Source organism: Streptomyces sp. bgisy100, from assembly GCF_057709105.1.
Map to the genome: position 1 here is coordinate 1 of NZ_JBYITE010000034.1, position 24,650 is coordinate 24,650.

General features: G+C 72.1%; 22 protein-coding genes and 1 pseudogene. 15 read left to right on the plus strand and 8 right to left on the minus strand.

All coding sequences use genetic code 11. The annotated features are described in order from the left end of the window. Positions 1 to 194 precede the first annotated feature (194 nt). The 5 genes and pseudogenes from AC3EQ1_RS21520 to AC3EQ1_RS21540 all read left to right on the plus strand — a co-directional run bounded on the left by AC3EQ1_RS21520 (position 195) and on the right by AC3EQ1_RS21540 (position 6,949). Positions 195 to 1,229, plus strand: coding sequence for an ROK family protein (locus AC3EQ1_RS21520; RefSeq protein ID WP_432095977.1), 1,035 nt, complete (start codon positions 195 to 197; stop codon positions 1,227 to 1,229). Further along, positions 1,229 to 2,530, plus strand: coding sequence for an N-acetylglucosamine-6-phosphate deacetylase (nagA, locus tag AC3EQ1_RS21525; protein ID WP_432095978.1), 1,302 nt, complete (start codon positions 1,229 to 1,231; stop codon positions 2,528 to 2,530). The genes AC3EQ1_RS21520 and nagA overlap by 1 nt, the downstream gene beginning before the upstream one ends. A gap of 131 nt (positions 2,531 to 2,661) precedes the next feature. After that, the gene (locus tag AC3EQ1_RS21530) at positions 2,662 to 3,600 is read left to right on the plus strand and encodes a 1-phosphofructokinase family hexose kinase (protein WP_432095979.1); all 939 of its coding nucleotides are present in this window, start codon (positions 2,662 to 2,664) and stop codon (positions 3,598 to 3,600) included. A gap of 351 nt (positions 3,601 to 3,951) precedes the next feature. Further along, positions 3,952 to 4,806 carry a class II fructose-bisphosphate aldolase gene (locus AC3EQ1_RS21535; RefSeq protein ID WP_432095980.1) on the plus strand — a complete coding sequence of 285 codons (855 nt, stop codon included), beginning with the start codon at positions 3,952 to 3,954 and terminating at the stop codon, positions 4,804 to 4,806. Positions 4,807 to 6,018: 1,212 nt separating this feature from the next. Continuing rightward, positions 6,019 to 6,949: pseudogene (locus tag AC3EQ1_RS21540) on the plus strand (IS5 family transposase). A 328-nt stretch (positions 6,950 to 7,277) separates the two neighbouring features. Here the strand turns inward: AC3EQ1_RS21540 and AC3EQ1_RS21545 are convergent. Together AC3EQ1_RS21545 and cdgB are read right to left on the minus strand one after the other, a co-directional pair. Continuing rightward, entirely contained in the window at positions 7,278 to 8,231 is a 954-nt protein-coding gene (locus AC3EQ1_RS21545) for a carbohydrate-binding protein (RefSeq protein ID WP_432095981.1), read from the minus strand. Positions 8,232 to 8,664: 433 nt separating this feature from the next. After that, a complete protein-coding gene (cdgB, locus tag AC3EQ1_RS21550; RefSeq protein WP_432095982.1) occupies positions 8,665 to 10,350 on the minus strand; it encodes a diguanylate cyclase CdgB in 1,686 nt (561 codons plus the stop codon). Positions 10,351 to 10,652: 302 nt separating this feature from the next. Between cdgB and AC3EQ1_RS21555 the strand changes: the two genes are divergently transcribed. Next, complete coding sequence (locus tag AC3EQ1_RS21555) at positions 10,653 to 11,207, plus strand: flavin reductase family protein (protein WP_432095983.1); 555 nt, start codon at positions 10,653 to 10,655, stop codon at positions 11,205 to 11,207. 224 nt (positions 11,208 to 11,431) lie between these two features. Here the strand turns inward: AC3EQ1_RS21555 and arfB are convergent, their stop codons facing one another. Next, the gene (arfB, locus tag AC3EQ1_RS21560; RefSeq protein ID WP_388852879.1) at positions 11,432 to 11,857 is read right to left on the minus strand and encodes an alternative ribosome rescue aminoacyl-tRNA hydrolase ArfB; all 426 of its coding nucleotides are present in this window, start codon (positions 11,855 to 11,857) and stop codon (positions 11,432 to 11,434) included. Between the two features lie 235 nt (positions 11,858 to 12,092). Here arfB and AC3EQ1_RS21565 point away from each other — a divergent pair, with 235 nt between their 5' ends. From AC3EQ1_RS21565 to AC3EQ1_RS21590, 6 genes are all read left to right on the plus strand, one after another. Next, positions 12,093 to 12,668 (plus strand): TerD family protein, encoded by a 576-nt coding sequence (locus AC3EQ1_RS21565; protein ID WP_432095984.1) that lies wholly within the window; start codon positions 12,093 to 12,095, stop codon positions 12,666 to 12,668. A 76-nt stretch (positions 12,669 to 12,744) separates the two neighbouring features. Further along, positions 12,745 to 13,290, plus strand: a complete 546-nt coding sequence (locus AC3EQ1_RS21570) for a GNAT family N-acetyltransferase (protein WP_432095985.1) — start codon at positions 12,745 to 12,747, stop codon at positions 13,288 to 13,290. 835 nt (positions 13,291 to 14,125) lie between these two features. Next, positions 14,126 to 15,673, plus strand: coding sequence for a M4 family metallopeptidase (locus tag AC3EQ1_RS21575; RefSeq protein WP_432096034.1), 1,548 nt, complete (start codon positions 14,126 to 14,128; stop codon positions 15,671 to 15,673). A gap of 231 nt (positions 15,674 to 15,904) precedes the next feature. After that, positions 15,905 to 16,990, plus strand: a complete 1,086-nt coding sequence (locus AC3EQ1_RS21580; RefSeq protein ID WP_432095986.1) for an S-(hydroxymethyl)mycothiol dehydrogenase — start codon at positions 15,905 to 15,907, stop codon at positions 16,988 to 16,990. Next, positions 16,990 to 17,631, plus strand: coding sequence for an MBL fold metallo-hydrolase (locus AC3EQ1_RS21585; protein WP_432095987.1), 642 nt, complete (start codon positions 16,990 to 16,992; stop codon positions 17,629 to 17,631). Before AC3EQ1_RS21580 ends, AC3EQ1_RS21585 begins: the two co-directional genes overlap by 1 nt. 202 nt (positions 17,632 to 17,833) lie before the next feature. Beyond that, the gene (locus tag AC3EQ1_RS21590; RefSeq protein WP_432095988.1) at positions 17,834 to 18,331 is read left to right on the plus strand and encodes a hypothetical protein; all 498 of its coding nucleotides are present in this window, start codon (positions 17,834 to 17,836) and stop codon (positions 18,329 to 18,331) included. Positions 18,332 to 18,486: 155 nt separating this feature from the next. Here AC3EQ1_RS21590 and AC3EQ1_RS21595 read toward each other — a convergent pair whose 3' ends face one another. Continuing rightward, a complete protein-coding gene (locus AC3EQ1_RS21595; protein WP_432095989.1) occupies positions 18,487 to 19,164 on the minus strand; it encodes a pentapeptide repeat-containing protein in 678 nt (225 codons plus the stop codon). Positions 19,165 to 19,270: 106 nt separating this feature from the next. Between AC3EQ1_RS21595 and AC3EQ1_RS21600 the strand changes: the two genes are divergently transcribed. Next, a complete protein-coding gene (locus AC3EQ1_RS21600; protein WP_432095990.1) occupies positions 19,271 to 19,624 on the plus strand; it encodes an ArsR/SmtB family transcription factor in 354 nt (117 codons plus the stop codon). Here the strand turns inward: AC3EQ1_RS21600 and AC3EQ1_RS21605 are convergent. Continuing rightward, complete coding sequence (locus tag AC3EQ1_RS21605) at positions 19,608 to 20,732, minus strand: GlxA family transcriptional regulator (RefSeq protein WP_432095991.1); 1,125 nt, start codon at positions 20,730 to 20,732, stop codon at positions 19,608 to 19,610. The genes AC3EQ1_RS21600 and AC3EQ1_RS21605 overlap by 17 nt on opposite strands. Before the next feature lie 245 nt (positions 20,733 to 20,977). Between AC3EQ1_RS21605 and AC3EQ1_RS21610 the strand changes: the two genes are divergently transcribed. Beyond that, positions 20,978 to 21,754: an NAD(P)H-dependent oxidoreductase gene (locus tag AC3EQ1_RS21610; protein ID WP_432095992.1), complete on the plus strand. Its 777-nt coding sequence runs from the start codon at positions 20,978 to 20,980 to the stop codon at positions 21,752 to 21,754. Positions 21,755 to 21,905: 151 nt separating this feature from the next. Here AC3EQ1_RS21610 and AC3EQ1_RS21615 read toward each other — a convergent pair whose 3' ends face one another. Next, complete coding sequence (locus tag AC3EQ1_RS21615; RefSeq protein WP_432095993.1) at positions 21,906 to 22,508, minus strand: HhH-GPD-type base excision DNA repair protein; 603 nt, start codon at positions 22,506 to 22,508, stop codon at positions 21,906 to 21,908. A gap of 556 nt (positions 22,509 to 23,064) precedes the next feature. On the opposite strand from AC3EQ1_RS21615, the gene AC3EQ1_RS21620 reads away from it, so the two are divergent. After that, a complete protein-coding gene (locus AC3EQ1_RS21620; RefSeq protein ID WP_432095994.1) occupies positions 23,065 to 23,400 on the plus strand; it encodes a hypothetical protein in 336 nt (111 codons plus the stop codon). A 210-nt stretch (positions 23,401 to 23,610) separates the two neighbouring features. On the opposite strand, the gene AC3EQ1_RS21625 is transcribed toward AC3EQ1_RS21620, so the two are convergent. Both AC3EQ1_RS21625 and AC3EQ1_RS21630 read right to left on the minus strand, forming a co-directional pair. Next, a complete protein-coding gene (locus tag AC3EQ1_RS21625) occupies positions 23,611 to 24,306 on the minus strand; it encodes a permease prefix domain 1-containing protein (RefSeq protein WP_432095995.1) in 696 nt (231 codons plus the stop codon). Continuing rightward, positions 24,303 to 24,644, minus strand: coding sequence for a PadR family transcriptional regulator (locus AC3EQ1_RS21630; protein ID WP_432095996.1), 342 nt, complete (start codon positions 24,642 to 24,644; stop codon positions 24,303 to 24,305). The genes AC3EQ1_RS21625 and AC3EQ1_RS21630 overlap by 4 nt, the downstream gene beginning before the upstream one ends. Positions 24,645 to 24,650 lie beyond the last annotated feature (6 nt).

Sequence of the window (24,650 nt, forward strand, 5' to 3'; positions counted from 1 at the left end):
CCCCCCCCCCCCCCCCCCCCCCCCCCCCCCCCCCCCCCCCCCCCCCACCCCCGAACCCACCGCACCCGACAAACCGGCCCCCGCCGAATCGAACCGCAAGACCCCCGAGCGCGCGCCGCAAGGCGACAACGCCCCCCACGACAACCCCACAGTGGACTAGACCTCTCCCCCCGTCCCGCGGGACACTAGGCCCCGTGAAACACGTCATCGCCCTCGATGTGGGAGGCACCGCCATCAAGGCCGCCCTCGTGGCCGCGGACGGCACCCCCCTGCACGAGGACCGTCGGCCCACCGGCCGCGACCGCGGCCCCGACTCCGTCGTCGCGTCGATCCTCGATCTCGCGGCGCACCTGCGGGACGTCGGCCTCGACCGGTACGGGGAGCCCGCCTCCGCCGCCGGGATCGCCGTCCCCGGCCTGGTCGACGAGCCCGGCGGCATCGCGCGCTACTCCGCCAACCTCGGCTGGCGCGACGTCCCGCTGCGCGCCCTCCTCACCGAACGGCTGTCGGCCCCGAAACCCCGCTCCACCACCGCGCCCCGCCCCCACACCACCGGCCCGAGCCTCAGCCCCGGCCCCCGCCCCGGCCCGAGCTCCAACCCCCACGAAGACCCCACCCCCGTAGCCCTCGCCCACGACGTCCGGACCGGCGGCCTCGCCGAGGGCCGGCTCGGCGCCGGCCGGGACGCCGACCGGTTCCTCTTCGTACCGCTCGGCACCGGCATCGCCGCCGCCATCGGCATCGACGGCCGGATCGAGCGCGGCACGCACGGCCGGGCGGGTGAGCTCGGCCATGTCGTCGTCCGCCCCGGCGGCCTGCGCTGCGGCTGCGGCCAACGGGGCTGCCTGGAGACCCTCGCCTCCGCGACCGCGGTGTCCCGCGCCTGGGCCGAGGCCAGTGACGACCCGTCGGCGGACGCTGCGGACTGCGTCAAGGCCGTCGAATCGGGTGACCCCCGTGCCGCAGACGTGTGGAACACGGCGGTCGACGCCCTCGCCGACGGCCTCGTCACCGCCGTCAGCCTGCTGGACCCCCGCACACTGATCATCGGCGGCGGCCTGGCGCGGGCCGGGCGGACGCTGTTCGCACCGCTGCGCGCGGCGGTCGAGGCCCGGCTCACCTTCCAGCACGTCCCCCACATCGTTCCGGCGGCCCTCGGGGACACCGCCGGATGCCTGGGCGCAGGTCTGCTCGCCTGGGACCTTCTCACCGCGGAGGTAACCGCCTGATGGTGGCTCGCAAGGTTCTCACCGGCGCCCGTGTGGTGCTGCCGACCGGTGTCGTCGAGGGCGGTCGGGTCGCGGTCGACGGCCGCACCATCACCGGCACCGAAGCCCCGGCCCGCCCCGACGCCCGGCCCGGCACCCCTGCCCACCCCGACGCCCGCCCCCACCCGGACCACCAGGACCGGGCCCGAGGCGAACCCCCTTCCACCCCCCGCCACAGGAGACCCGCGGCCGACCACACCACGTACACCGAACACCCCGAGCGCACCGCGTACGACGCGTACCCCCTCCCCCCCGACCACTGGATCGTCCCCGGCTTCGTCGACATCCACGTGCACGGCGGCGGTGGCGCCTCCTTCTCCGCCGGGACGGCCGAGGAAGCCCTCACCGTCGCCGGCACCCACCGCCGCCACGGCACCACGACGATGCTCGCCTCGACGGTCACCGGCGATCTCGACGACCTGGCCCATCAGGCGTCCGCCCTCTCCGAACTCGTGGAGCAGGGCGACCTCGCCGGGCTGCACTTCGAGGGGCCGTTCATCGCCCGGAACCGCTGCGGCGCCCACGAGCCGTCGCTGCTGCGCGACCCGGACCCGGCGGACGTCCGCAAGCTCGTCGACGCCGCGCGGGGCACGGCCCGCATGATGACCCTGGCGCCGGAGCTCCCCGGCGGGCTGGAGTCCGTGCGGCTCCTCGCCGACCAGGGCGTCATCGCGGCCGTCGGCCACACCGACGGGTCGTACGAGGCCACGCGCCGGGCCGTGGAGGCCGGCGCGAGCGTGGCGACGCACCTGTTCAACGCGATGCCGGGCCTCGGCCACCGCGCGCCCGGCCCGGTCGCCGCGCTGCTGGAGGACGAGCGGGTCACCATCGAGCTGATCAACGACGGGGTGCACCTGCACCCGTCCGTGCTGGGGCTCGCCCTCCGCGGGGCCGCGGGCCGGGTCGCCTTCATCACGGACGCCATGGGCGCCGCCGGGATGGGCGACGGCCGGTATCCGCTCGGCCCGATGGAGGTGCAGGTCAGGGACGGGGTCGCCCGGCTGGTGCAGGGCGGTTCGATCGCGGGCTCCACGCTCACCCTGGACACCGCGTTCCGGCGGGCGGTGACGGTCGACGGGCTGCCGGTCGAGCAGGCCGTGGCGGCGGTCTCGGCGACCCCCGCGCGGCTGCTCGGGCTGGACGGCCGGGTGGGCTCCCTGGAGCCGGGCAAGGATGCCGATCTGGTGGTCCTGGACGGGGAGTTCGCGCTGGTCGGAGTGATGCGCAAGGGAGATTGGGTGGTTTCACCCGAACTGGGCTGAGGCTTCCCGTGGTTGGCCTGTGGAGGTCCGCGGGAGGTCTGGGCCAACCGTCGCTGTTTTGGCATGATCGCTCGCGCACTTGTCCGCCTGCGTCGGTCACCGGCAGCCGCGCGCACTACGGGAGGGGACCGTTGATCCTCACGGTCACGCTGAACGCCGCCCTCGACATCACCTACCGCGTGCCGCGGCTGCGGGCCTCGGCCACGCACCGGGTGGCGGAGGTGTCGGAGCGGGCGGGCGGCAAGGGGCTGAACGTCGCCCGGGTGCTCGCGGCGCTCGGGCACCGGTCGGTCGTCGCGGGCTTCGCCGGCGGGCCCACGGGCGCGGTACTGCGGCAGCTGCTGGCGGAGGACCACGGACCGGGGACGGTCGTCGACGCGCTGACCCCGACCGCCGGGGCGAGCCGCCGGACCGTCGGCGTGGTGGACGCCTCGTCCGGGGAGACCACGCAGCTCAACGAGGCCGGGCCGACGATCGACCGGTCCGAGTGGGACGCCTTCCGCGCCACCTACGCCCGGCTCCTCGGTGACGCCGAGGCCGTCGCGCTCTGCGGCAGCCTGCCGCCGGGACTGCCGGTCGGCGCCTACGCGCAGCTCGTCCGGGAGGCCCAGGCGGCCGGGGTCCCCGTGCTGCTGGACACCAGCGGCGAGCCGCTGCGCCGGGGCATCGCCGCCCGGCCGGACCTGGTCAAGCCGAACATGGACGAACTGACCGGCCTGACCGGCTCCACCGAGCCGCTGCGCGCGGCGCACGACGCCCGCCGCCGGGGCGCCCGCGCGGTCGCGGCGTCCCTGGGCCCGGCGGGCATGCTCCTGGTGACGGCGGACGGCAGCTGGCAGGCGGCGCCACCGCGCCCGGTCCGCGGCAATCCGACGGGCGCCGGCGACTCGGCCGTCGCGGGCCTGCTCTCCGGCCTGGTGGCCGGAGAGCCGTGGCCGGAGCGGGTGGCTCGGGCGGTGGCGCTGTCGGCGGCGACCGTCCTGTCCCCGGTCGCGGGCGAGTTCGACCGCGCCGCGTACGAGGATCTGCTGCCGCGGGTCGAGGTATCCGACGGGGCGGCGGCAGCGTGACGGGCCGACGCGGGGGTGGCCTCCCCCGGCCCGGCCCGGGGCGCGGCATCCGGAAGCCCGGGGCCGCGGAGTGCCACACCCGGAAACCCGGCGTCCAGAACCCCGGTGCCCAGAAGCGCGGCGTCCAGAACCCCGGTGCCCAGAGGCGCGGTGACTGGACGTCCGGTGCCCAGAGGCGCGGTGACTGGACGTCCGGTGTCCGGGGGTGCGGTGACCGGACGTCCCGTGTCCGAAAGTGCGGTGACCGGACGTCCCGTGCCCGAAAGTGCGGTGACCGGAGGTGCGGTATTCGGCGACCGGGCTGATCCGGCCCGGTACATCGGGCCGGACCGGCCCGGGATTGGGGACGCAATGCCACTCGTCGGTACGGGCGGACTCGTCATGCGGGCGCGGGCCGCGGGCCACGCCCTTGGCGCGTTCAACGTGATCACCCTGGAGCACGCGGAGGCGATCGCGGAGGGCGCGGAGGCGGCCGGCGTCCCCGCGGTGCTCCAGGTCTCGGAGAACGCCGTGCGCTTCCACGGCGGCCGGCCGGCCCCGATCGCGGCCGCCGCGGCGGCGGTCGCCCGGGCCTCCACCGCCGAACTCGCCCTCCATCTCGACCATGTGGTCTCCCCGGAACTGCTGCACGCGGCGCACTCCGCGGGATTCGGCTCGGTGATGGTCGACGCCTCGAAGCTGAGCTACGCGGACAACGTCAAGACCACGGCGGAGGCGGTGCGTTGGGGCCATGAGCGGGGCATCTGGGTGGAGGCCGAGCTCGGCAGAGTGGGCGGCAAGGCCGGTGAGCCGCCGCTGGACGCCCACACACCCGGCGTCCGGACCGATCCGGCCGAGGCGGCGGCGTACGTCGCGGAGACGGGCGTGGACGCCCTGGCCGTGGCGGTCGGCAGCACGCACGCGATGACGGAGCGGACCGCCGTCCTGGACCACGCGCTGATCGCCCGCCTCCGGGACACCGTCCCGGTCCCGCTGGTGCTGCACGGCTCCTCGGGCGTCCCGGACGAGGAGCTCCGCCGTGCCGTCGCCGCCGGCATGGTCAAGATCAACGTCGGGACGGCGCTCAACACCGCGTTCACGGGAACGGTCCAGGTCTCCCTAGGGGCGGAGCCAGCCGTGATCGACCCACGCAGGTATCTGTGGCCGGCGCGGGATGCGATGGCGAAAGTCGTTGCGGAATTCCTACGAGTTACAACACTTCGTTGATTCCGGTGACGGGCCGGAAATCAACTCAGAGAAAAACGCCAGGGCCGCCACATCTACGTGACGGCCCCACGTCAAATTCAATTCTCGCGAGGCCACGGCCTCGGAGCCGACACAAGGAAGAAACTCGCCTTCAGTGAAATCCCCCAAGCCTCTCTGGCGAACTCCTCAGCCCATCCAGTCAGAGACTCCAGTCAGTGCACTTGTTCAGCATACGGTTACCCTTAAACCGTCCAACCTGCACGCCAATATTGAAGATCCCTCGGTCATTGCGAGCCGTCGTCGTCCAACTCTTGCTGTGACCAGGACCAGCAGCATTCTTGCGCCACGACCAGTACGTCACCCTGTCATTGACGTCCTCGCTGAGGAACCGGATCTTTACGTCCCTGCGGTCCGCTTTAGTGTCTCTCAAGACCAGAGTGAGCTTGACTTTGTCCGTGGAACCGGTGAAGTGATGAACCTTCACGCTCCCGGCCGCACCAGTGGTAGAACATTGAGCGAAAATGGGGTGGCTCGCCGCGTGAGCCGGACTCGACACGGCGGACGCGATGACCAGAGCCGCCAGAACAGTACCGGTCGTTGCGAGATTTAACTTCAACTAATTTCACCCTTCAATCAATCACGACTGATGGTTGATCATACCTGACCGACGAAGGGCGTGGGTGGATTTTTCTGTCCACTGACACGAGTTCAGCGCACTTCTGGCCGCTCAACAAGCATCGCGAGCCCAGGCAAGAGGTCTGTACATGACCAGGTCTCATTGAGCCGTTGGCAGCAATCGCTGTTCACACGGGATGAGGTGACCGGGAACCGGGGGAGGTAGCGCTCTCGAGTGCGGAGCCGAAAATGGCTGAAGCCCCTGTGCAAAGCCCGCCAAACCAAGTCCCGCCAGGCTTGACTGCTCGGCTGACCCGGTAGGCCTGCACCTATGCGCACCTGAAGGGCGCCCCTGACTGTCGGAACTCATCCCTGGGCTGCTTCGCAGGGATGCCGATAATCCACTGGCCCTAGATACCCGCACGCCAGCTCGCCGTCGACACCCTCCTCACCATCCAGGCCGGCGTCGTTCAGACCCTTCAGGCACGAAGCAGGCCAGGTTGCACATGTGTGATGCCGAATGGGGCCCTGATCGAAACCGACCACCACAGGGGTCCTGGGCTAGGGCTTGTCCGGCCGATCATGTGACTGTGCTGTGTCCGGGTCGTTGTTGTGGGCATGGGGCGGGGCGATCTGAGCGATGCGGAGTGGGAACGGCTGCGGCCGTTCCTGCCGGTGAGTAACAGGCGTTGTGGCCGGTGGCGGGATCACCGGCAGGTCATCGACGGGATTCTGCATCGGGTGCGGACCGGTGTGCAGTGGCGTGACCTGCCCGAACGGTTCGGTCCATGGAAGACCGTCTATGAACGGCACCGGCTGTGGTCGGCCGATGGCACCTGGGAACGACTGCTGCAGCAGGTCCAGGCCAAGGCTCATGCCGCGGGTGAGATCGACTGGGACATCTCGGTCGACTCCACGATCAGGCGCGCGCACAAGCATGCGGCCGGTGCCCGCACAGGCCCGCCGCCGGTCCCTGCTTCAAAGGGGGCAGAGGCGGCAGAACACCAGGAGGAGAGGCCGCGGCAGAGCCTCCACGGCCGGCTGGTGGAGGTGGTGAGGCAGGTGAGAGCCCGGGCCGCTCACGTGGCCGGTTCACCACCAAGCTCCACCTGAGCGCGGACGGCCGCTGCCGTCCGCTGCCCCTGGTCCTCACACCCGGACAGTGGGCGGACTGCACGCAGTTCAAGCCCGTTGCGGAGAAGATCCGTGTCCCTCTGCCCGGGCCGGGCAGGCCACGCAAGAAGCCTGACAGCGTCGCGGCCGACAAGGCATGCAGCAACGGCCCGTGCCGCCAGTACCTGCGGCGAAGGGCCATCCGGCACACGATCCCGGAGAAGACCGACAGCCAGGCCGCCCGCCTGCGCAAAGGCTCACGCGGCGGACGGCTACCCGGCTTCGACACGAGCGCTACAAGAAGCGCAACACCGTCGAACGGGCGATCAACAGGCTCAAGCAGTCCAGAACGGTGGCCACCCGGTACGACAAGCGCGGCTACGTCTTCCTCGGCACCGCGACAGCAGCAGCTCTCACCATCTGGCTCCGAACATGATCGCCCGGACAAGCCCTAGCCCCGCTGAGGCCAAGCAGCCGAAGGGTGGTGACCTTGCCTCCGACCAAACGCAGCTCAACCAAGCGATCAGCTTGGCGCGGTACCCAGGCGAGAAGGTCGAGGTGCCGCACCAAAGGCCCTCTACCCTGCTCAGGTGAAGACTCGCACGTCGTCGGCGACATCGTCGCCATGGCCCTCCGGCCTGTTTCCCACGAGGAGGGCCATGGCTTCTGAAACCGTCACGCGCAGCAACAAGCCCTTGCTGTCAAAAGCTCATTGAGTGCATCACATTCTCTGGTCGCGGCCCGCAGGCTACGGTGCCCGCGCGTCACGAATCGTTCTTGAGCCACACTCGATCGAGAGCGACGTCGCACTCGTTGCCTGCCTCACACGACAGCTTGACCGTATTCGTGCCCTTGTTGAGGTTGACGACGGAGTAGCTGTACGTCCAGCTTTTTGCCCAGTCGCCCTTCGCCGCGTGCGTGAAATTCTTCATCCGCACAGGGCGGGGGTCGAGCTTGTCATTAACAGTCAGACTGAGGTTGCCATCCTTGCCGGGCACACCGTAGCCGACATAGAGGCGGTATGACCCTGCCTTTTTCACGTCCACGGACCAGATCGCAGCGGCACCCTGGGCATTCATGGTGACGTATGAACCTGTTCTGCTATTGGCGCCTTCGAGGCTCTTGCCTACAGCGGCCGGGCTCTCAACACGCAAACTCAGCGCGTCCGACTTCGGCAGCTTTGCCTGCGGCTGCTTCGTAGGCTTGCCACTGGGCTCGTCAGGCTTAACGCCATCGCCGGGCGCGGAGTCCCCGGCCTCGTTCTTCTTCTCGTCGTCCTTGCCGGAGTTGGTGAGCATCGCGACACCGATACCCACGATCACCACGGCGACGACCGCGATCGCACCGACGAGCAGGCCCTTGCTGTTGGGGCCGCGGCCGCCGCCCTGGCCCTGCGGTCCGGACCGGCGCGGCGCGCCGCCGGAGAGGGTCTCGGGGGCCGCGTAGTGCGCGTTCGGCTGCTGCTGGCCGTACGGCTGGCCGGGCGCCTGCGGGGGTGCCTGCCGCTGGCCGTACTGGCGCTCGCCGACGCGGGAGACCTGGTTGTACGAGGTGCGGGGGACACCGGGCTGACCGGTCGGGCCGGGGTAGCCGTAGCCGCCGGTCCGGGGAGCCGCGCCCGCGTCGTCCGTCGCCCCGTCGCCGCCCTCCGAGCGGTACAGATAGCCGAACGGATCGTCGTTCTCAGGCGTGCTCGCGCCGTTGTTGCCGGCCGTCATCCCCTGTCACTCCCCAACTGGTTCTCGGACCATCGGCGCTCTTGATCAGAAGCGCCCTGACAGCTCCTATCAAGGCCGGGGCGGCCCCGACAGAGTCTGTGCTGTCCGGATGGCCAATGTTCACGATGGATTCACTGCCGGCGTTCCAGCGGCGGCACCGCCGACGCCCGAGCCTACCCGCTCACCCGCTCGGGCGTTCACTCCTGCGGCAAGGGGTGCGGGCAGCGCTCGGCACGGCTACGCCTGCCCGGTGCCGGATCCGCCATGCTCCGCGGACGCCCCGGTGAGACGCGTCTCACCCCGCGGCGGACCCGGCTCGGGGCGAGGGCCCGGCGGGGCCCGGAGGCCGGGCGGAAGATTTCCCTCCGCCCCCGTCCCGGTCCAGTGGCACCCCGGCGCCGAAGCCCCTGGGTCCTGTCCAGGAGCCCGTGTCTCAGCCCGCCCGTCGGTGCTGCTTGGCCCGGGACCGCTTCTCCACGTACATCCGCTGGTCCGCCGAGGCCAGGACCTCTTCCGCGGACATGCCGCAGCCCGCCCAGGAGATCCCGATGCTGGCGCCGACCCGGACCGCCCGGCCGTCGACCCGGATCGGCGGGATGATCGCGTTGCGCAGCCGGACCGCCAGGTCCTGGGCGTCCGCGCGGCCGAGGCCGTCGGCCAGGACGACGAACTCGTCACCGCCGAGCCGGGCCACCGTGTCGCCGTCCCGGACACCGTTGGTGAGCCGGCGGGCGACCTCGATCAGCACCGCGTCACCGGTGTGGTGCCCGAAGCGGTCGTTGATCGACTTGAACCCGTCGAGGTCGCAGAAGAGGACCGCGAGCCCCTTGGAGCCGTCGTCGGTGTCCGGGTCCGGGGCGACGGTGTGCACATGGTGGTCGTACGAGGCGGGCGGCGGGCCGCCGAACGGGGCGTCGAAGGCGTCCGCCCGGAAGCCGTGCTCGTCGGTCTCCACCCCGTCCTGATCGCCGCCGTAGGCCGCGCCGCCGTACACCCCGCCGGCCGCGTCGAGCGTCGCACCGCCGGCCCCGTGCGGGGACGGCGGCCGGGTGCACAGCCGGGCGCCGAGCCGGGCGCGCAGCTCGGCGCTGTTGGGCAGCCCGGTGAGCGAGTCGTGGCTGGCGCGGTGCGCGAGCTGGAGCTCGTGGCGCTTGCGCTCCTCGATGTCCTCGACGTGGGTGAGCAGGAAGCGCGGCCCGTCGGCGGCGTCGGCGACCACGGAGTTCCGCAGCGAGACCCAGACGTACGTGCCGTCGCGCCGCGCCAGCCGGAGCTCGGCACGGCCGCCCTCGGCGGACGTGCGCAGCAGCGTCCCGATGTCCTCGGGGTGCACCAGGTCGGAGAAGGAGTAGCGGCGCATCGCGGAGGCCGGGCGGCCGAGGAGGCGGCAGAGGGCGTCGTTGGTGCGGAGCAGCCGGCCGTGCTGGTCGCCGCCCATCTCGGCGATGGCCATGCCGCTGGGGGCGTACTCGAAGGCCTGGCGGAAGCTCTCCTCGCTGGCGCGGAGGGCCTGCTGCTCGCGTTCGAGCCGGACGAGGGCGCGCTGCATGTTGGCGCGCAGCCGGGCGTTGCTGATGGCGATGGCGGCCTGGAAGGAGTACATCTGGAGGGCTTCGCGGCCCCAGGGGCCGGGCCTGCGGCCGTTGCGCGGCTGGTCGACGGATATGACCCCGAGCAGCTCCTCGCCGGAGGAGTACATGGGCGCGAGCAGCCGGTCCATGGGGTGCCACTCGTCGACGAACCGGGGCTGGGGGCCGTCGCTGTGCCACTGCGGTATGTCGTCGTCGTCCAGCACCCAGCCCTCGGTGTGCGGGATGAAGCGGAGTTCGCCCCACTGCTCGCCCATGGTGAGCCAGCGCTCCCAGGCGTTCCGGGCGCCGACCCGGCCGGCCATCAGCGCCTCGGCGCCGGAGTCGCCCGCGACGGCGGCGACGACGAGGTCACCGTCGGGGCGGACCAGGTTCACGGCCGAAAGTCCGTACCCCAGGCCGTTGATGATGCCGTTGGCGACGGTCTGCAGGGTGTCCGCCAGGCTGCGGGCGGTGTTGAGGTCCGCGACGACATGGTGGAGCTGGCGCAGCGTCGCAAGCCGGACGTAAGGCTCCGACTCGGTTTCCATCGCTCGCACCCCCCGAGACCTGACACAACTCCAGAGTCCTAGTCGTCCGATTACCACGGTCACTGAATCACAGCGAGCTGTTCACCCGGTACGCAGGGTCAACAATTCCTGCCATCTGTGACTCAAGTCACAGCACATGATGAACGGTTGAGGTAGTGGGTCGGGAGCGCTTCTGACACTTATTGAACGCAAATTCGAAAACGGATGAGGCCCTTCCGGGCGGCCTCGGCCATCGGACCTAGGTCCCGCCTGGGCCCCGGGGCCGATGTGGACCGGATCCGGCGCCGGATAGCGTTCCTGGCGTGTTGCAGCAGACCCCTTCCCCTCGTGCCGAGACCATCCCCCATGCTGATGGGGTGAGTGACGACGTATTCCGTGCCGCCATGTCCCGGCTGGGCGCGGGCGTGGTGCTGGTGACCGCGTTCGATCCGGAGGACGGACCGAGCGGCGAGGACGTCGGCATGACGGCAACCTCGTTCCTGTCGGTGTCCCTCGATCCGCCGCTCGTGATGGTGAGCGTTCGCAACGATTCACGCATGGACGACCTGCTGGAGCGGCAGCCGCTGTGGGCGGTCTCCGTACTGTCCGAGAGCCAGCGTCAGATCGCCGGACGGTTCGCGATGAAGGGCCGGATCAGCGACCGGCTGCTCTTCGGCGACCTCCCGCACGAGCGCGGCGAGGTCGCCGGCGCGCCGCTCGTCGACGGGGCGCTGGCCGTCCTGGAGTGCCGGACGGAGCAGCGCGTGCCGGCGGGCGACCACACGCTGGTGATCGGCCGGGTGCTGACCGCCCGCACGCCGAGCACGGAGGGCGGGCCGCTGCTCTACTTCCGGGGGCGGTACCGGCATCTGGGGTAGGGGCGCTGGTTCGGACCTCGCGAGCCCGGCGGCTGGTGCCCATCCGGCCGGGTCGTCCGGATCCGGAGGCCGCCTGTCCGCTGGACCGCCGACTCCCACCGGTCGTCCGGATTCCGCCGGTTCGTCCGGATTCTGCCGGGCCTGCGGGGGGCCGGACCCCCGGGAAGCAACCCGGCCCTCCGGCCCATGGGCTCACCGGGACCGGCCGCGTGCGGGCGCTCCGGTCACCAGTCCCGGCCGGAACGGCCCCGCTTCGTGTCGCCGCGCTGCTTCTTCTCCCGCAGTCGGCGCTCGTTGATGCCGCGCGGCACCCGCGTCTTGCGCCGGGGGCGCGGCGGGGGCGCGGTCGCCTCGGCGAGCAGCGCCGCCAGCCGGACGGCCGCGGTCTCCCGGTTGCGCCACTGGGAGCGGTGCTCGGCGGCCCGTACGGACACGACGCCGTCCGTCAGCCGCCCCGCGAGCCGCTCCAGCGCCCGGTCCTTCCAGACCTGGGGCAGCGCGTCGGTCCGCGCCAGGTCGAAGCGGAGCTCGACCCGGCTGTCGCTGGTGTTGACGTGCTGGCCGCCGGGGCCGGACGAACGGGAGAAACGCCACATGAGCTCGGCCTCCGGCAGGGAGACCGAGCCACGGATGACGTAGGGCCCGGACATGTGTCCCATGATCCAGGCTCGGGGCCGCCGCGTCACCTCCTTTCCCGGTGCCGCCCGGCCCTTCCCGCCCCCGGCGCCCGGCGGCGGGACCCCGCAGGGACCCCCGGTGCGGATTCCGGGTAAAGAAAGTAAAGCGATCCGGAACCCTGTGCCGACCTCGCCGCGTTATGAAGGGTGACGGTAGCTTCGTCACCGGCACGAAGCCCGACACACTGACGAGGAAAGGGACATCCCCATGGCTGTAAGCCTGTCCAAGGGCGGCAACGTCTCGCTCACCAAGGAGGCGCCCGGCCTCACCGCCGTCACGGTCGGCCTCGGTTGGGACGTCCGCACCACCACCGGCACGGACTTCGACCTCGACGCGAGCGCGATCGCGGTCAACCCCGGCGGGAAGGTCGTCTCCGACGGCCACTTCGTCTTCTTCAACAACAAGTCCACCCCGGACCAGACCATCGTGCACACCGGTGACAACCGCACCGGCGAGGGCGCGGGCGACGACGAGGCGATCAACGTCAACCTGGCGGGCCTCCCCGCCGACGTCGACAAGATCGTCTTCCCGGTGTCGATCTACGACGCCGAGAGCCGCAGCCAGAACTTCGGCCAGGTGCGCAACGCCTACATCCGCATCGTCAACCAGGCCGGCGGCGCCGAGGTCGCCCGCTACGACCTGAGCGAGGACGCGGCCACCGAGACGGCCATGGTCTTCGGCGAGCTCTACCGGAGCGGCGCGGACTGGAAGTTCCGCGCGGTGGGCCAGGGCTACGCCTCCGGCCTGGCGGGCATCGCCCAGGACTTCGGCGTCAACGTCTGACGCACGCTTCACCGCTGACCTGCCGTCGGCCCCCGGATCCTCGCCGACCGGGGGCCGTCGCGTTAGCGTGCCGCGCATGATCCTCGAACCGCTCACGGTCACCGACGACGGGGGCCACGGGCCGCTCGGGCCCCACGGGCTGCCCGCGCCGCTGCTCGACGAGCTGACCACGCTCTACCGCTCCGACCCCGTCTTCCAGCGGATCAGCGGCGACTTCCCCGACCCGGAGGACATCCGGCCCGAGCAGGTGGCCGCGAGCCTCGCCGAGGAACTGGCGCACCCCTCCTCCGAGGTGCTGCTCGCCCGCGAGGGCCACCGGCTGCTCGGCGTGGCGATCACCCTGGCCGAGCACCCGGACCCCGACGACCCCGACCCGTGGATCGGCCTGCTGATGGTGCACGGCCAGGAGCAGCGCACCGGGTACGGACGGGAGCTGGCCGGACTGGTGGAGGAACGGCTCCGGGCCGGCGGCGCGGACGGCGTACGGCTGGCCGTACTGGAGAGCAACCCCAGGGCGCTGGCCTTCTGGACCGCGCTGGGCTACGAGATCATCGACCACCGCGAGGACCGGCGGCTGCACCGCCCGTGCCTGGTTCTGCGGAAGCGGCTCACGGAGCGCTGAGCACACAGCGCGGCGCACACAGCGCCGGGCAGGCGGCGCTGAGCACACAGCGCCGGGCGCTGAGCGGGGAACCGGGCGGGGAGAGCTGAGAACGGAGAGCCGAGCACCGTCGGCTCCACGACACCGGCTGCTCCAGGACGCCGACGGGCCGCCGGCCCCTACCGCGATTCCTCTCCACCGGTGAGGTGCGAGTCCATGCCGCGGGGCGCGCCCCGACGTTCCTGAGCCGACTCCTTTCGGGGGCGCCCGCGCCTCGGGGACCAGGGCCCGCGTGTTCCGGGCACCGACGCCCGCGCCCACTGCACTGGCGCGCCGACACCGACGCACCGGTGCACCGATGCACCGGTGCACCGGTGCACCGCCATACCCCCAACTCCCGTAGCCCGCACGGAACTTCGTATTCCGAAGCCGTCGCGCACCCTCCCCCTCGCGCCAGCCTCCCCCGCCCGGACAAATGCCCGGATTTCAGCCCGCATCAGCTCAGTTCGGCTCGTATAACGAACATGTCCTGACGTAAATGGAGAACGTCAGGTCAAATCTGTGTTGCTTACCTGTCAAAAAGAATCAACCAATGGCACGCTCAGCTCGGCTCGTTCGCCTCCGCGGACGGGCCGGTCCTCCCCTGCGCGTCTTTCGGGGGCAGGGCCGTTCTTCGGCATCACTCAGCACCGCACCCGCACTCCTGTTTCGCCGGGCCGTCCCACCCAGGGCGGCCCGCCCCCACGAACGGGCCGCATTGCCGGCGGCCCTCCTTCAAGGAGACCGAGTGAGACGCACGCCCAACTCTCCCCGGAAGCACGCACTTCGCGCCGCGGCCCTGGTGGCCTCGGCCGCCATGGTCGCCGTCGGCGCCCAGACGGGCACGGCGAACGCCCAGCCCGACCGCGCGTCCGGAGCCACAGCGCCGGCGCTGTCCGGTTCGCAGCGCGCTTCCGCGATCAAGGCCGCGCAGGCCGACGCCTCGGCCCAGGCCGACGCGCTGGGCCTCGGCGGCAAGGAGAAGCTCCTCGTCCGCGATGTGATCAAGGACGCGAACGGCACGGTCCACACCCGCTACGAGCGCACCTTCGACGGGCTGCCGGTCCTCGGCGGCGACCTCGTGGTCCACGAGAAGAAGGACGGCGCCCGGAGCGTCACCAAGGCGGCCCGGGCCGCGATATCCGTGGCGGACACCGACGCGGAACTCCCCGCCTCCGCGGCGAGGAAGGCGGCTCTGAAGGCCGCCGCCGACGACACCACGAAGACCGCGGCCGACACGGCTCCCCGCAAGGTGATCTGGGCGGCCTCCGGCAAGCCCGTACTGGCCTGGGAGACCGTGGTCACCGGCCGGCAGCACGACGGCACCCCGAGCAAGCTGCACGTCATCACCGACGCGACGACCGGCAAGCGGCTCTTCGCCGACGAGCGGATCGAGACCGGAACCGGTACCGGCGACTACAGCGGCCGGGTCGCCCTCGGCACCCGCAGGAGCGGCGGCTCGTACGAGCTCCGGGACACCGCCCGCGGCGGGCACCGCACCAACGACCTGAGGCAGGGCACCTTCGGGACCGGCAGCCTGTTCAAGGACGCCGACGACGTCTGGGGCGGCGGGCGGCAGAGCGCCGCGGTCGACGCCCACTACGGCGCCGCCACCACCTGGGACTTCTACAAGAACGTGCTGGGCCGTAACGGCATCATGGACGACGGCGCCGGCTCGTACTCCCGCGTCCACTACGGCGACGGCTACGTCAACGCCTTCTGGGACGACGACTGCTTCTGCATGACCTACGGGGACGGCGACGACAACGCGAACCCGCTGACCTCGCTGGACGTCGCCGCGCACGAGATGAGCCACGGCGTCACCTCCAACACCGCCGGGCTCAACTACAGCGGCGAGTCGGGCGGCCTCAACGAGGCGACCTCCGACATCTTCGCCACCTCCACGGAGTTCTACGCGAAGAACCCCGCGGACCCGGGCGACTACCTCATCGGCGAGAAGATCGACATCAGGGGCGACGGCACCCCGCTGCGCTACCAGGACGAGCCGAGCAAGGACGGCGCCTCGGAGGACTACTGGTTCCCGGGCATCGGCGACGAGGACGTCCACTACTCGTCCGGCCCCGCCAACCACTTCTACTACCTGCTGTCCGAGGGCAGCGGCGCCAAGACCGTGGGCGGCGTGCGCTACGACAGCCCGACCTACGACGGCTCCACGGTGCGGGGCATCGGCCGGGCCAAGGCCGAGCAGATCTGGTACACGGCCCTGACCACGTACATGACGTCCACCACCAACTACAAGGGCGCCCGCAAGGCGACCCTGCGGGCGGCGGGTGACCTGTACGGGACGACGAGCACCGAGTACAGGGCGGTCGCCGCCGCCTGGACCGCGATCAACGTCAAGTAGCCCTCCGCGCAGGGCCGCCCGCCCGGCCGGCGGGTGACACCGCAGGAGGACGCGGGCCGCACCGTACGCCACGGTGCGGCCCGTTGGGCGGGCGCGTCCGCTTCGGCCCGTGCGAAGCCCCTCACGCGGAGCGGCCCCGCCCCCGGTACTGGGTCGCTCCGCCCCGGTGCTGATCACTTCGCCCGGTGCGGTCGTTCTGTTCCGGCCGCTAACGCAATTACGCTGCCAGGCATGACACAACACGTGCGCGGTGTGGTTGCTCCCGGCAAGGGCGAGCCGGTCCGGGTCGAGACGATCGTGATCCCGGACCCCGGCCCGGGTGAGGCGGTGGTGAAGGTACAGGCCTGCGGGGTGTGCCACACCGACCTGCACTACCGGGAGGGCGGCATCAACGACGAGTTCCCGTTCCTGCTCGGTCACGAGGCGGCGGGCGTGGTGGAGTCCGTCGGTGACGGCGTGACCGATGTGGCCCCCGGCGACTTCGTGATCCTCAACTGGCGTGCGGTGTGCGGGGAGTGCCGGGCATGCAAGCGCGGCCGCCCCTGGTACTGCTTCGACACCCACAACGCCCGCAAGCCGATGACGCTGAAGGACGGCACGGCGCTCTCCCCGGCCCTCGGCATCGGGGCCTTCGCGGAGAAGACACTGGTCGCCGCCGGGCAGTGCACCAAGGTCGACCCGTCGGCGAGCCCGGCCGCGGCGGGGCTGCTCGGCTGCGGCGTGATGGCGGGCCTCGGCGCGGCCATCAACACCGGCAACGTGGGGCGCGGCGACTCGGTCGCGGTGATCGGCTGCGGCGGCGTCGGCAACGCGGCCGTCGCCGGGGCCCGGCTCGCCGGGGCTTCGAAGATCATCGCGGTGGACGTGGACGAGCGGAAGCTGGAGCTGGCCCGTTCCCTGGGCGCCACGCACACCGTCGACGCCCGCACGGCCGACGTGGTCAAGGGCGTCCAGGAGCTGACCGGCGGCTTCGGCGCGGACGTCGTCATCGAGGCGGTCGGCCGCCCGGAGACGTACCAGCAGGCCTTCTACGCCCGGGACCTGGCCGGAACGGTGGTCCTCGTCGGCGTGCCCACCCCCGAGATGCGGCTGGAGCTGCCGCTGCTCGACGTCTTCGGGCGCGGCGGCGCGCTCAAGTCGTCCTGGTACGGCGACTGTCTGCCGTCCCGCGACTTCCCCGTGCTGATCGACCTCTACCTCCAGGGGCGGCTCGACCTCGACGCGTTCGTCTCGGAGACCATCGGGCTGGACGGCATCGAGGAGGCGTTCGCGAAGATGCACCGCGGGGACGTGCTGCGTTCGGTGGTGGTCTTCTGATGACGGTCCACTCCTCGGTCCGGGTCGACCGGCTCGTCACCTCCGGCACGTTCTCCCTCGACGGCGGCACCTGGGAGGTCGACAACAACGTCTGGCTGGTCGGCGACGACAGCGAGGTCTACGTCATCGACGCGGCGCACGACGCGGACGCGATCCTCACCGCCGTCGGCGACCGCCGGCTGCTCGGCATCATCTGCACGCACGGCCACGACGACCACATCGACGCCGCCCCGGAGGTCGCCGAAAGGGCGGGCGCGCCGATCCTGCTGCACCCGGACGACGACGAGCTGTGGCGGATGCGGCACCCGGACCTCCGGCCGGACGCCGCGCTGGCCGACGGCGAGGTGCTGAACGTGGGCACCGCCGAGCTGCACGTCCTGCACACCCCCGGGCACAGCCCCGGCGCGGTCTGCCTCTACGCCCCGGAGCTGGACACCGTCTTCTCCGGCGACACCCTCTTCCAGGGCGGCCCGGGCGCCACCGGCCGGTCGTTCTCGTCGTTCCCGACGATCATCGAGTCGATCCGGGAGCGGCTGCTGGCGCTGCCGCCGGAGACGGTCGTCCGGACCGGACACGGCGACTCCACCACCATCGGTGACGAGGCGCCGCACCTGGACGAGTGGATCGCCCGCGGGCACTGAGCCCCCGCGGGCACTGAGCCGCTTCACCGACGGCGGTCCGGCATACCAGTCCGGGCCACCGACGCAGGTCCGGGCCGCGGCCCGGCGCGGGCGCGGGCCCACCCGGCACCCGCCGGGCCACCCCGCCGGCCGGCCACCGGGCACGGCGTCGCCGGGAGAGGCGGCGGGAGACCGGTGCCGCCGGTCGTGACACCATCGATGGGTGATCGACCTCGGCTATTCGCTCTCCCGCCGCTTCCCGGACCCGCCGCAGACGGACTACCGCACGGCGGACGTCCGCACCCTGCGGCACGACCTGTTCTGCGGAGACGTCTACCTCGCCGACACCAAGGCCGACCGGGAGCTGTCCACAGCCTGGGGATGGGTGCCGGTGCTCGACTTCGCCTGGGCCCTGTGCGACATCGTCGAGCAGCTCGACCGCGACCCCCGGGGCAGCCGCTCGCACCGCGCCCAGTACGCCGAGCTCGACTTCACCGAGTCCGCCGACCGGATGTGCTTCGAGCGGCGGTTCGGCTGGGTGGACGTCACCGCCGACTGGATGCCCGCCGACGAACCCCCGCTGACCTTCAACCACACCGCACTGCGCCGCGAGGCCCGCGACTTCCTGCACGACCTGATCGCCGACCTCACCGACATGCACGACGGCCTCGGCGACAACCCCGTCGTCTGGGACCTCCAGGCCCGCTTCCGCCGCGTCTGACACCGGCTGCGCCACGGCCCGCCATCACCGGACCAGCGCTGCGGTCCACCCCCGCGGACCGCGGCTCCCGCCGCTCCCGGCCGCCGCCGCCGACGCCCGTCCACACCGGATCCCGTCGACGCCGACGCCCTCCCCCGCGCCCCGGACAGCCCGCGTCACTCCCCCGGGCTCTCCACCCGTACGCCGATCTGTGCCGCGAACGCCGGTGCCAGATCGAGCAGTTGAGCCGGGCTGATCACGGCGCCCGACAGCCGCTCCACCCCACGCGCGATGTCCAGCTCCGTCACCGCACGCAGATCGACCTCGCTCAGCTCCGCGCCGTGGAAGTCGACCGCCCGCAGCGTGCAGTCCCGGAACTCCACCCGCTCCAGGCGCGCCTTCCCGAAGTCGGCCTCGATCAGCACACAGCCCTCGAACACCACGTCCTTCAGGGACGCCGTCCGCAGGTTCAGGTAGTCGATCTTGCCGCCCCGGATCAGGACCCGCTCCAGGACGGCGCCGTGCAGCTGTGTGCCGCCGAGCCGCGCCTCGGTGAGCTCCACATCCCGCAGCAGCGCGCCGGACAGATCCGTCCCGACGCCCCGCACCTCGTCCAGCACGCAGTCGACGAACCGCGCGCCGGACAGCCGGGCCTCGTCCAGCCCGCAGCGGTACACACCGCAGTCCATGAACCGCGCCGCGCACCCGTCCCGGCCGCCGAGATCGAGATCCGCGAACGCCAGCCCGTCGTAGTCCCTCTCCGGCTCCGGGCCGTCTCCCGTGAACGGCCGCAGCTGCGGCAGCCGCACCTCGGGCCGACGCACCCCGCCGCCCGGTTTCCTGCGCCGCACCATGCGTCACCACCTCCCGGCCCCATGGTGTCCCACGGCACCGACAGCGCACGCCGAACGCCTGCCCCACCCCCTTGGCACCCCCTTCGACGGGAGTCAATATAGATGTATGCCTAAATTGATGGAGGCGACGGCCACCGGGCTTCCGGCGCCCTGCTGCCCCCCGCTGACCTCCCCGGATCTGTCCGAGAAGGACGCGGAGGCCATGGCCGCGATGTTCAAGGCGCTCGCGGATCCGGTGCGCCTGCGCCTGTTCTCCCGCGTGGCCTCGCACGAGGGCGGGGAGGCCTGCGTCTGCGACATCCAGGACGTCGGGGTGTCGCAGCCGACCGTCTCGCACCATCTGAAGAAGCTGCGCGAGGCCGGGCTGCTCACGGCCGAACGCCGGGGCACCTGGATGTACTACCGCGTCGCGCCCGGCGCCCTGCCCGCCATGGCCGCGATGTTCACCGGTCCGCGCTGACGCCCGCACCCGCGCCGCGACCGGACGGGGACTCCCGACCGGACGGGGACTCCCGGCCGGGCGGGGAGTCCCGGCCGGGCGGGGGCGGATCGCCGGCCGCCGACGCCCCCGTGCCGCGGAACGTGCTCCGGTAGGCGCTCGGCGACACCCCCAGCGCGGCCTGGAAGTGCTGGCGCAGCGACGCCCCCGTACCGAACCCGACGTCCGCCGCGACCCGGTCCACCGGCAGATCGGTCTCCTCCAGCAGTTGCCGGGCCCGTTCGAGACGCCGCTGGGTCAGCCACTGCACCGGGGTGATGCCGACCTCCTCCCGGAAGCGGCGGCTGAACGTCCGGACGCTCATCGACTCCTGCTCGGCCAACTCCCGCAGGGAGAGCGGCCGGTCGAGCCGGCGCAGCGCCCAGGCACGTGCCGTACCGGTGGAGGACTGCCGCGTCTCGGGCACCGGCCGCTGGATGAACTGGGCCTGGCCGCCGTCCCGGTGCGGCGGGACGACCGTACTGCGCGCGACCTCGTTGGCCACCGCGGCGCCGTGATCGCGCCGGATCATATGGAGGCAGAGGTCGATGCCCGAGGCCTCGCCGGCGGAGGTGAGCACCTCGCCGTCGTCGGTGTACAGCACGTCCGGGTCGAGCTCCACCGCCGGGTACAGCTCCCGGAACCGGTCGGCGGACTTCCAGTGGGTGGTCGCCGGGCGTCCGTCGAGCAGTCCGGCCGCGGCCAGCACGAAGGCTCCGGTGCAGATCGAGGCGGTCCGGGTGCCGGGCCGGATCCGGGAGACCGCGTCCGCCAGCGGACCGCTCAGCCGGACCTCGCTCGCGGCCCCGTCCTCCTCGTGCGAGGCCGGAACGATCACCGTGTCCGCCGTGTCCAGCAGCTCGGGCCCGTGCTCCACCCGGACCAGGAAATCGGCGTCCGTCCTGATCTCCCCCGGGACGAGTGCGCAGGTCACGACCTCGTACAGCCGCTCTCCCCCGCCCGGCGCCCGCGCCGAACCGAACAGCTGGTGCACCAGCCCCAGCTCCATCGGCATCACACCGTGCCGGACGAGCACCACGACCCGGTGCCGTCCCGGACCCGCGGAGCCGGAGTGCACAGAACCACGCATGGCGCGATTCTTTCACACCATGGCCATCCGGCCACTCGTTGCGGACGGACCCGCCGCACATGCTGTTCCTGTGGCGCCGAAGAACGACGCGGCGTCGCCCCGGCGCCCGGGCCCCGGCTCGGACGCGCGCCCGACGCACCACGGCGCAACGAACCACCGCACAACGAACCGGCCGGCACGAACCGGCACACGGCAATCAGCAATCAGCAACCGGCAACCGCCACCAATCGGAAGGAGCGATTCCCGTGAACGTCCTGTGGGTGTTCGCCCACCCGGAACAGCGGTCCCTCAGCGGCTCACTCCGCGACGAAGGCGTCCGCACCCTCACCGAGGCAGGCCACGCCTGCCGGATGTCCGACCTCTACGCGATGGGGTGGAAGGCGACCGTCGACCGGGACGACTACCCCCGCCACGCCCCGGAGGAGCGGCTGATCATCGGCACGGCCTCCCGGCAGGCCCACCGCACCGGCACCCTCAGCCCCGACATCCGGGCCGAGCAGGAGAAACTCGACTGGGCGGACACGGTCGTCCTGCAATTCCCGCTCTGGTGGTACTCCACGCCGGCCATCCTCAAGGGCTGGTTCGACCGGGTCTTCGTCAAGGGCTTCGCCTACGGCGTCCCCGACCCCCGGCGCCCGGGCCGCAACCTGCGGTACGGGGAGGGCGGGCTCGCGGGGAAGCGCGCCCTGGTCGTCGTCACCGTGGGCAGCCCGGAGGCGCCGTTCGGCCCGCGCGGCGTCCACGGCCAACTGGACCAGGTGCTGTTCCCGTTGCTGCACGGCACGCTCTGGTACACCGGCATGGCGGCGCTGCCCCCGGTCGCGGTGTACGGCACCGAACGCGTCTCCCCGGAGGCCTACGCCGAGGCCGCGACCCTGCTCAGGGAGCGGCTGGCGGCCATCGAGGACACACCCCCCATCCCGTACCGCACCCAGAACGGCGGCGACTACGACGACGCCCTGGTCCTCCGCCCCGAGGTGGCCCCGGACGGCACCGGCCTGGAGGTGCATTACGCCTGCTGAGGCGGCCGTTCACCTCGCCGGCCCGGCCCTCTCCGCCACCGTCGCCCGGGTGCCGGGCCGGTGGGGTGCCCGGGCCGGTGAGGTGCCGAGCCAATGGGGTGCCAAGCCGATGGGCCGGGTGCGGGCGCCGCCTCCGCCGACCGGCTCGGCCTCAGGCCCCCGCGGACTTGGCCGTCTTGGCGGCCTTGGCGGCCCGCTTGGCCTCCTGCTTGAAGGCGCGCACCTTGTCCAGCGACTCGGGACCGGTGATGTCGGCCACCGAACGGTACGAGCCGACGTCCCCGTACGCGCCCGCCGCCTCCCGCCAGCCCTCGGGCGTCACGCCGAGCTGCTTGCCCAGCAGGGCCAGGAAGATCTGCGACTTCTGCTTGCCGTAGCCGGGCAGCGCGTTCAGCCGCCCCAGCAGCTCCTTGCCGCTCCCGACACCGCGCCACACCGCACTCGGGTCACCGTCGTAGTGGTCGACCAGGTACTGGCAGAGCTGCTGCACCCGCTTGGCCATCGAGCCCGGGTAACGGTGCACGGCGGGCTTCTCCGACAGCAGCGCGGCGAACGCCTCGGGGTCGTACGCCGCGATCGCCTCCGCGTCCAGGTCGTCACCGCCCATGCGCTGAGCGATCGTGTACGGCCCGGAGAAGGCCCACTCCATCGGCACCTGCTGGTCGAGCAGCATGCCCACCAGCGCGGCCAGGGGGCTGCGACCGAGCAACTCGTCGGCCTCCGGCTGCTGCGCGAGCCGCAGTGTCACATCCATGGCCGCCCGTCCTCACCTTCCGTCGGTTCGCCGCAGATCCCGGCCCGACCAGGGAGAACGGCAGCCCGGCGACCTGCGCGACACAGATTCCGCTGGCACCCACGCTAAGCGGTCCGCCGCACGGGGGCGATTCCTGCCGCTCCGCAGTCGTACCGCCGTGCCGCCGTGGCCGGACCCACTGCCGTGTCGGCCGGCGGGACCCGCACACCTGCACTGCCGATCCCAGGGAGACCCCGGCCGCCGCAAACGAGTGCCGACCGCGCACCACGACCTGCTTTCCGCTCCCGCCCTGCCCGACCTGCCCGCCCTCGGGCGCCTGCCTGCCCTGGACGAGTGCCGACCGGTGTTCCAGTGCCTCCGGCCTTCCGGACGGCCGCTCCCCATCTCCCGCCCGCGGAGGACCGGGGTCCCAGGAGCTCCCCACATCGGCGGAGACGAATCGTCCCTCGGTGCGATCTTCGTTCCGCGACCTTGCGGAACCGTGGAACCGGCCGGTCCGTTCGCGACCTCCTCGCAGAAGGACCAACATCCAATTCCGAAAGGGAAGTTGACACACATGCGCAAGTCCATCACCGCCGGCCTGACCGGCACGCTGATCGCCGTCACCGCGCTGGCGGGGGCCTCCGTCGCATCGGCCGAACCACAGGCGAAGGCCGACTGCGGCAACATCGGTTACCCGATGACGACACTGCAGGTCCGCGACAAGCCCTTCAGGAGCGGCCGGGCGCTGGGCACCGTCGCGAAGGACAAGAGGATCTGCATCTACGGGGCCACGAGCCACGGCGGCAAGGCGACCGAATGCGGGGTCACCTCGCATGAGTGGCTGGAGACCAAGGCTCCCGGCAGCAGCACCCGCCGCGGGTGGGTCTTCGAGCCCTGCGTCCGCCACTGAGCGCGCCCGAAACCGGCTGAGAGCCGGTCAACAGCCCCTCGGCACAGCCGGACGGCACGACCTGGCCGGGCCCGGCGGCCGAGGGGCTTCGCCGTCACCCCCTCCGGCCGGCGCGGTGAGGCCCCGACACCCACGCACCCGGATGCCCCACGGCACCGACCGTCTCCCGGCGAAGCGATCGGGCACCTCACCCCGGTGCCGGCGGCCACCTCACCCCGTTGACGTACCGCCCTCCACCGGAACCAGCCCCGCGCACCGCCGGCAGGCCCGGGCAGCCCCCGCCACCGCGGCGTGCGACACCGCGGCAAGCACTCCGGCGAACGCCAACAGCGGCCAGTCCGTGGCCAGGAGACAGGCGCCGGCCAGCATGAGCGTCGCGACCGCCATGGCGATGCTGGTGGTCGTGCCGGCCCAGGCGACCGCGCGGGGCAGCCCCTGCGGCGTGGGCAGGCGGCGGGCGAGGTGGCCGGTGGCCGCCAACGCGACGGCGGCGAGCAGCGCGGCGACGGTCGCGACCCCGGCCAGATGGACGGCCAACAGCTGCGCCGTCCGGGACCACTCCCCTGCCGCCTGCGCATGGCCGGCGGTCCGGGCCAGGTACCAGCAGGCGCCCAGGAAGGGCGCCGCGAGAGCCACGACGCGCGCGGTGTGCCGCGCCTGAGCGATGGTGAGCTCCCGCTGACAGCTCGGTACCAGCTCCTCGGCAGGCCCGAACTCCCGCACCGCTGCCCGCGCTGCACTCGCGTACGACACCTCATCACCCTGATGGGCCGCGGCGGTGTCCACGAGCCCGCCACGGATCTCCTCGATCATCCGGGCCTTGGCACGGACCGGGCCGTGCAGGGCGGCCGTCAGCGTCCCGACGTAGTCGTCGATGGGGTCGGCCGGCCGACCGGCCGCGGTCACATCGCCTCCGCGGGCGGTGCCGCGGGGTTCAGGACCGAGCCGATCGCCGCGGTGAACTCGTTCCACGCCGTCCGCTCCCCGGCCAGGCTGCGCCGCCCCGCGTCCGTCAGCTCGTAACAGCGCCGGCGCCGTTCGCCGGACGACTGCCAACTGCTGCTGAGCAGCCCTAGCCGCTCCAGCCGGTTCAGGGCCGGATAGATCGTCCCCGTGCGCAACTCCAGCGCACCGCCGCTGCGTTGCTGGACCGCGGCGATGATCGCGTATCCGTGCAGCGGCCCCGGTTCGAGCACGGCCAGCAACAGTCCGTCCAGGTGCCCTCGCACCGCGTCTGCCCTCATGAGTAG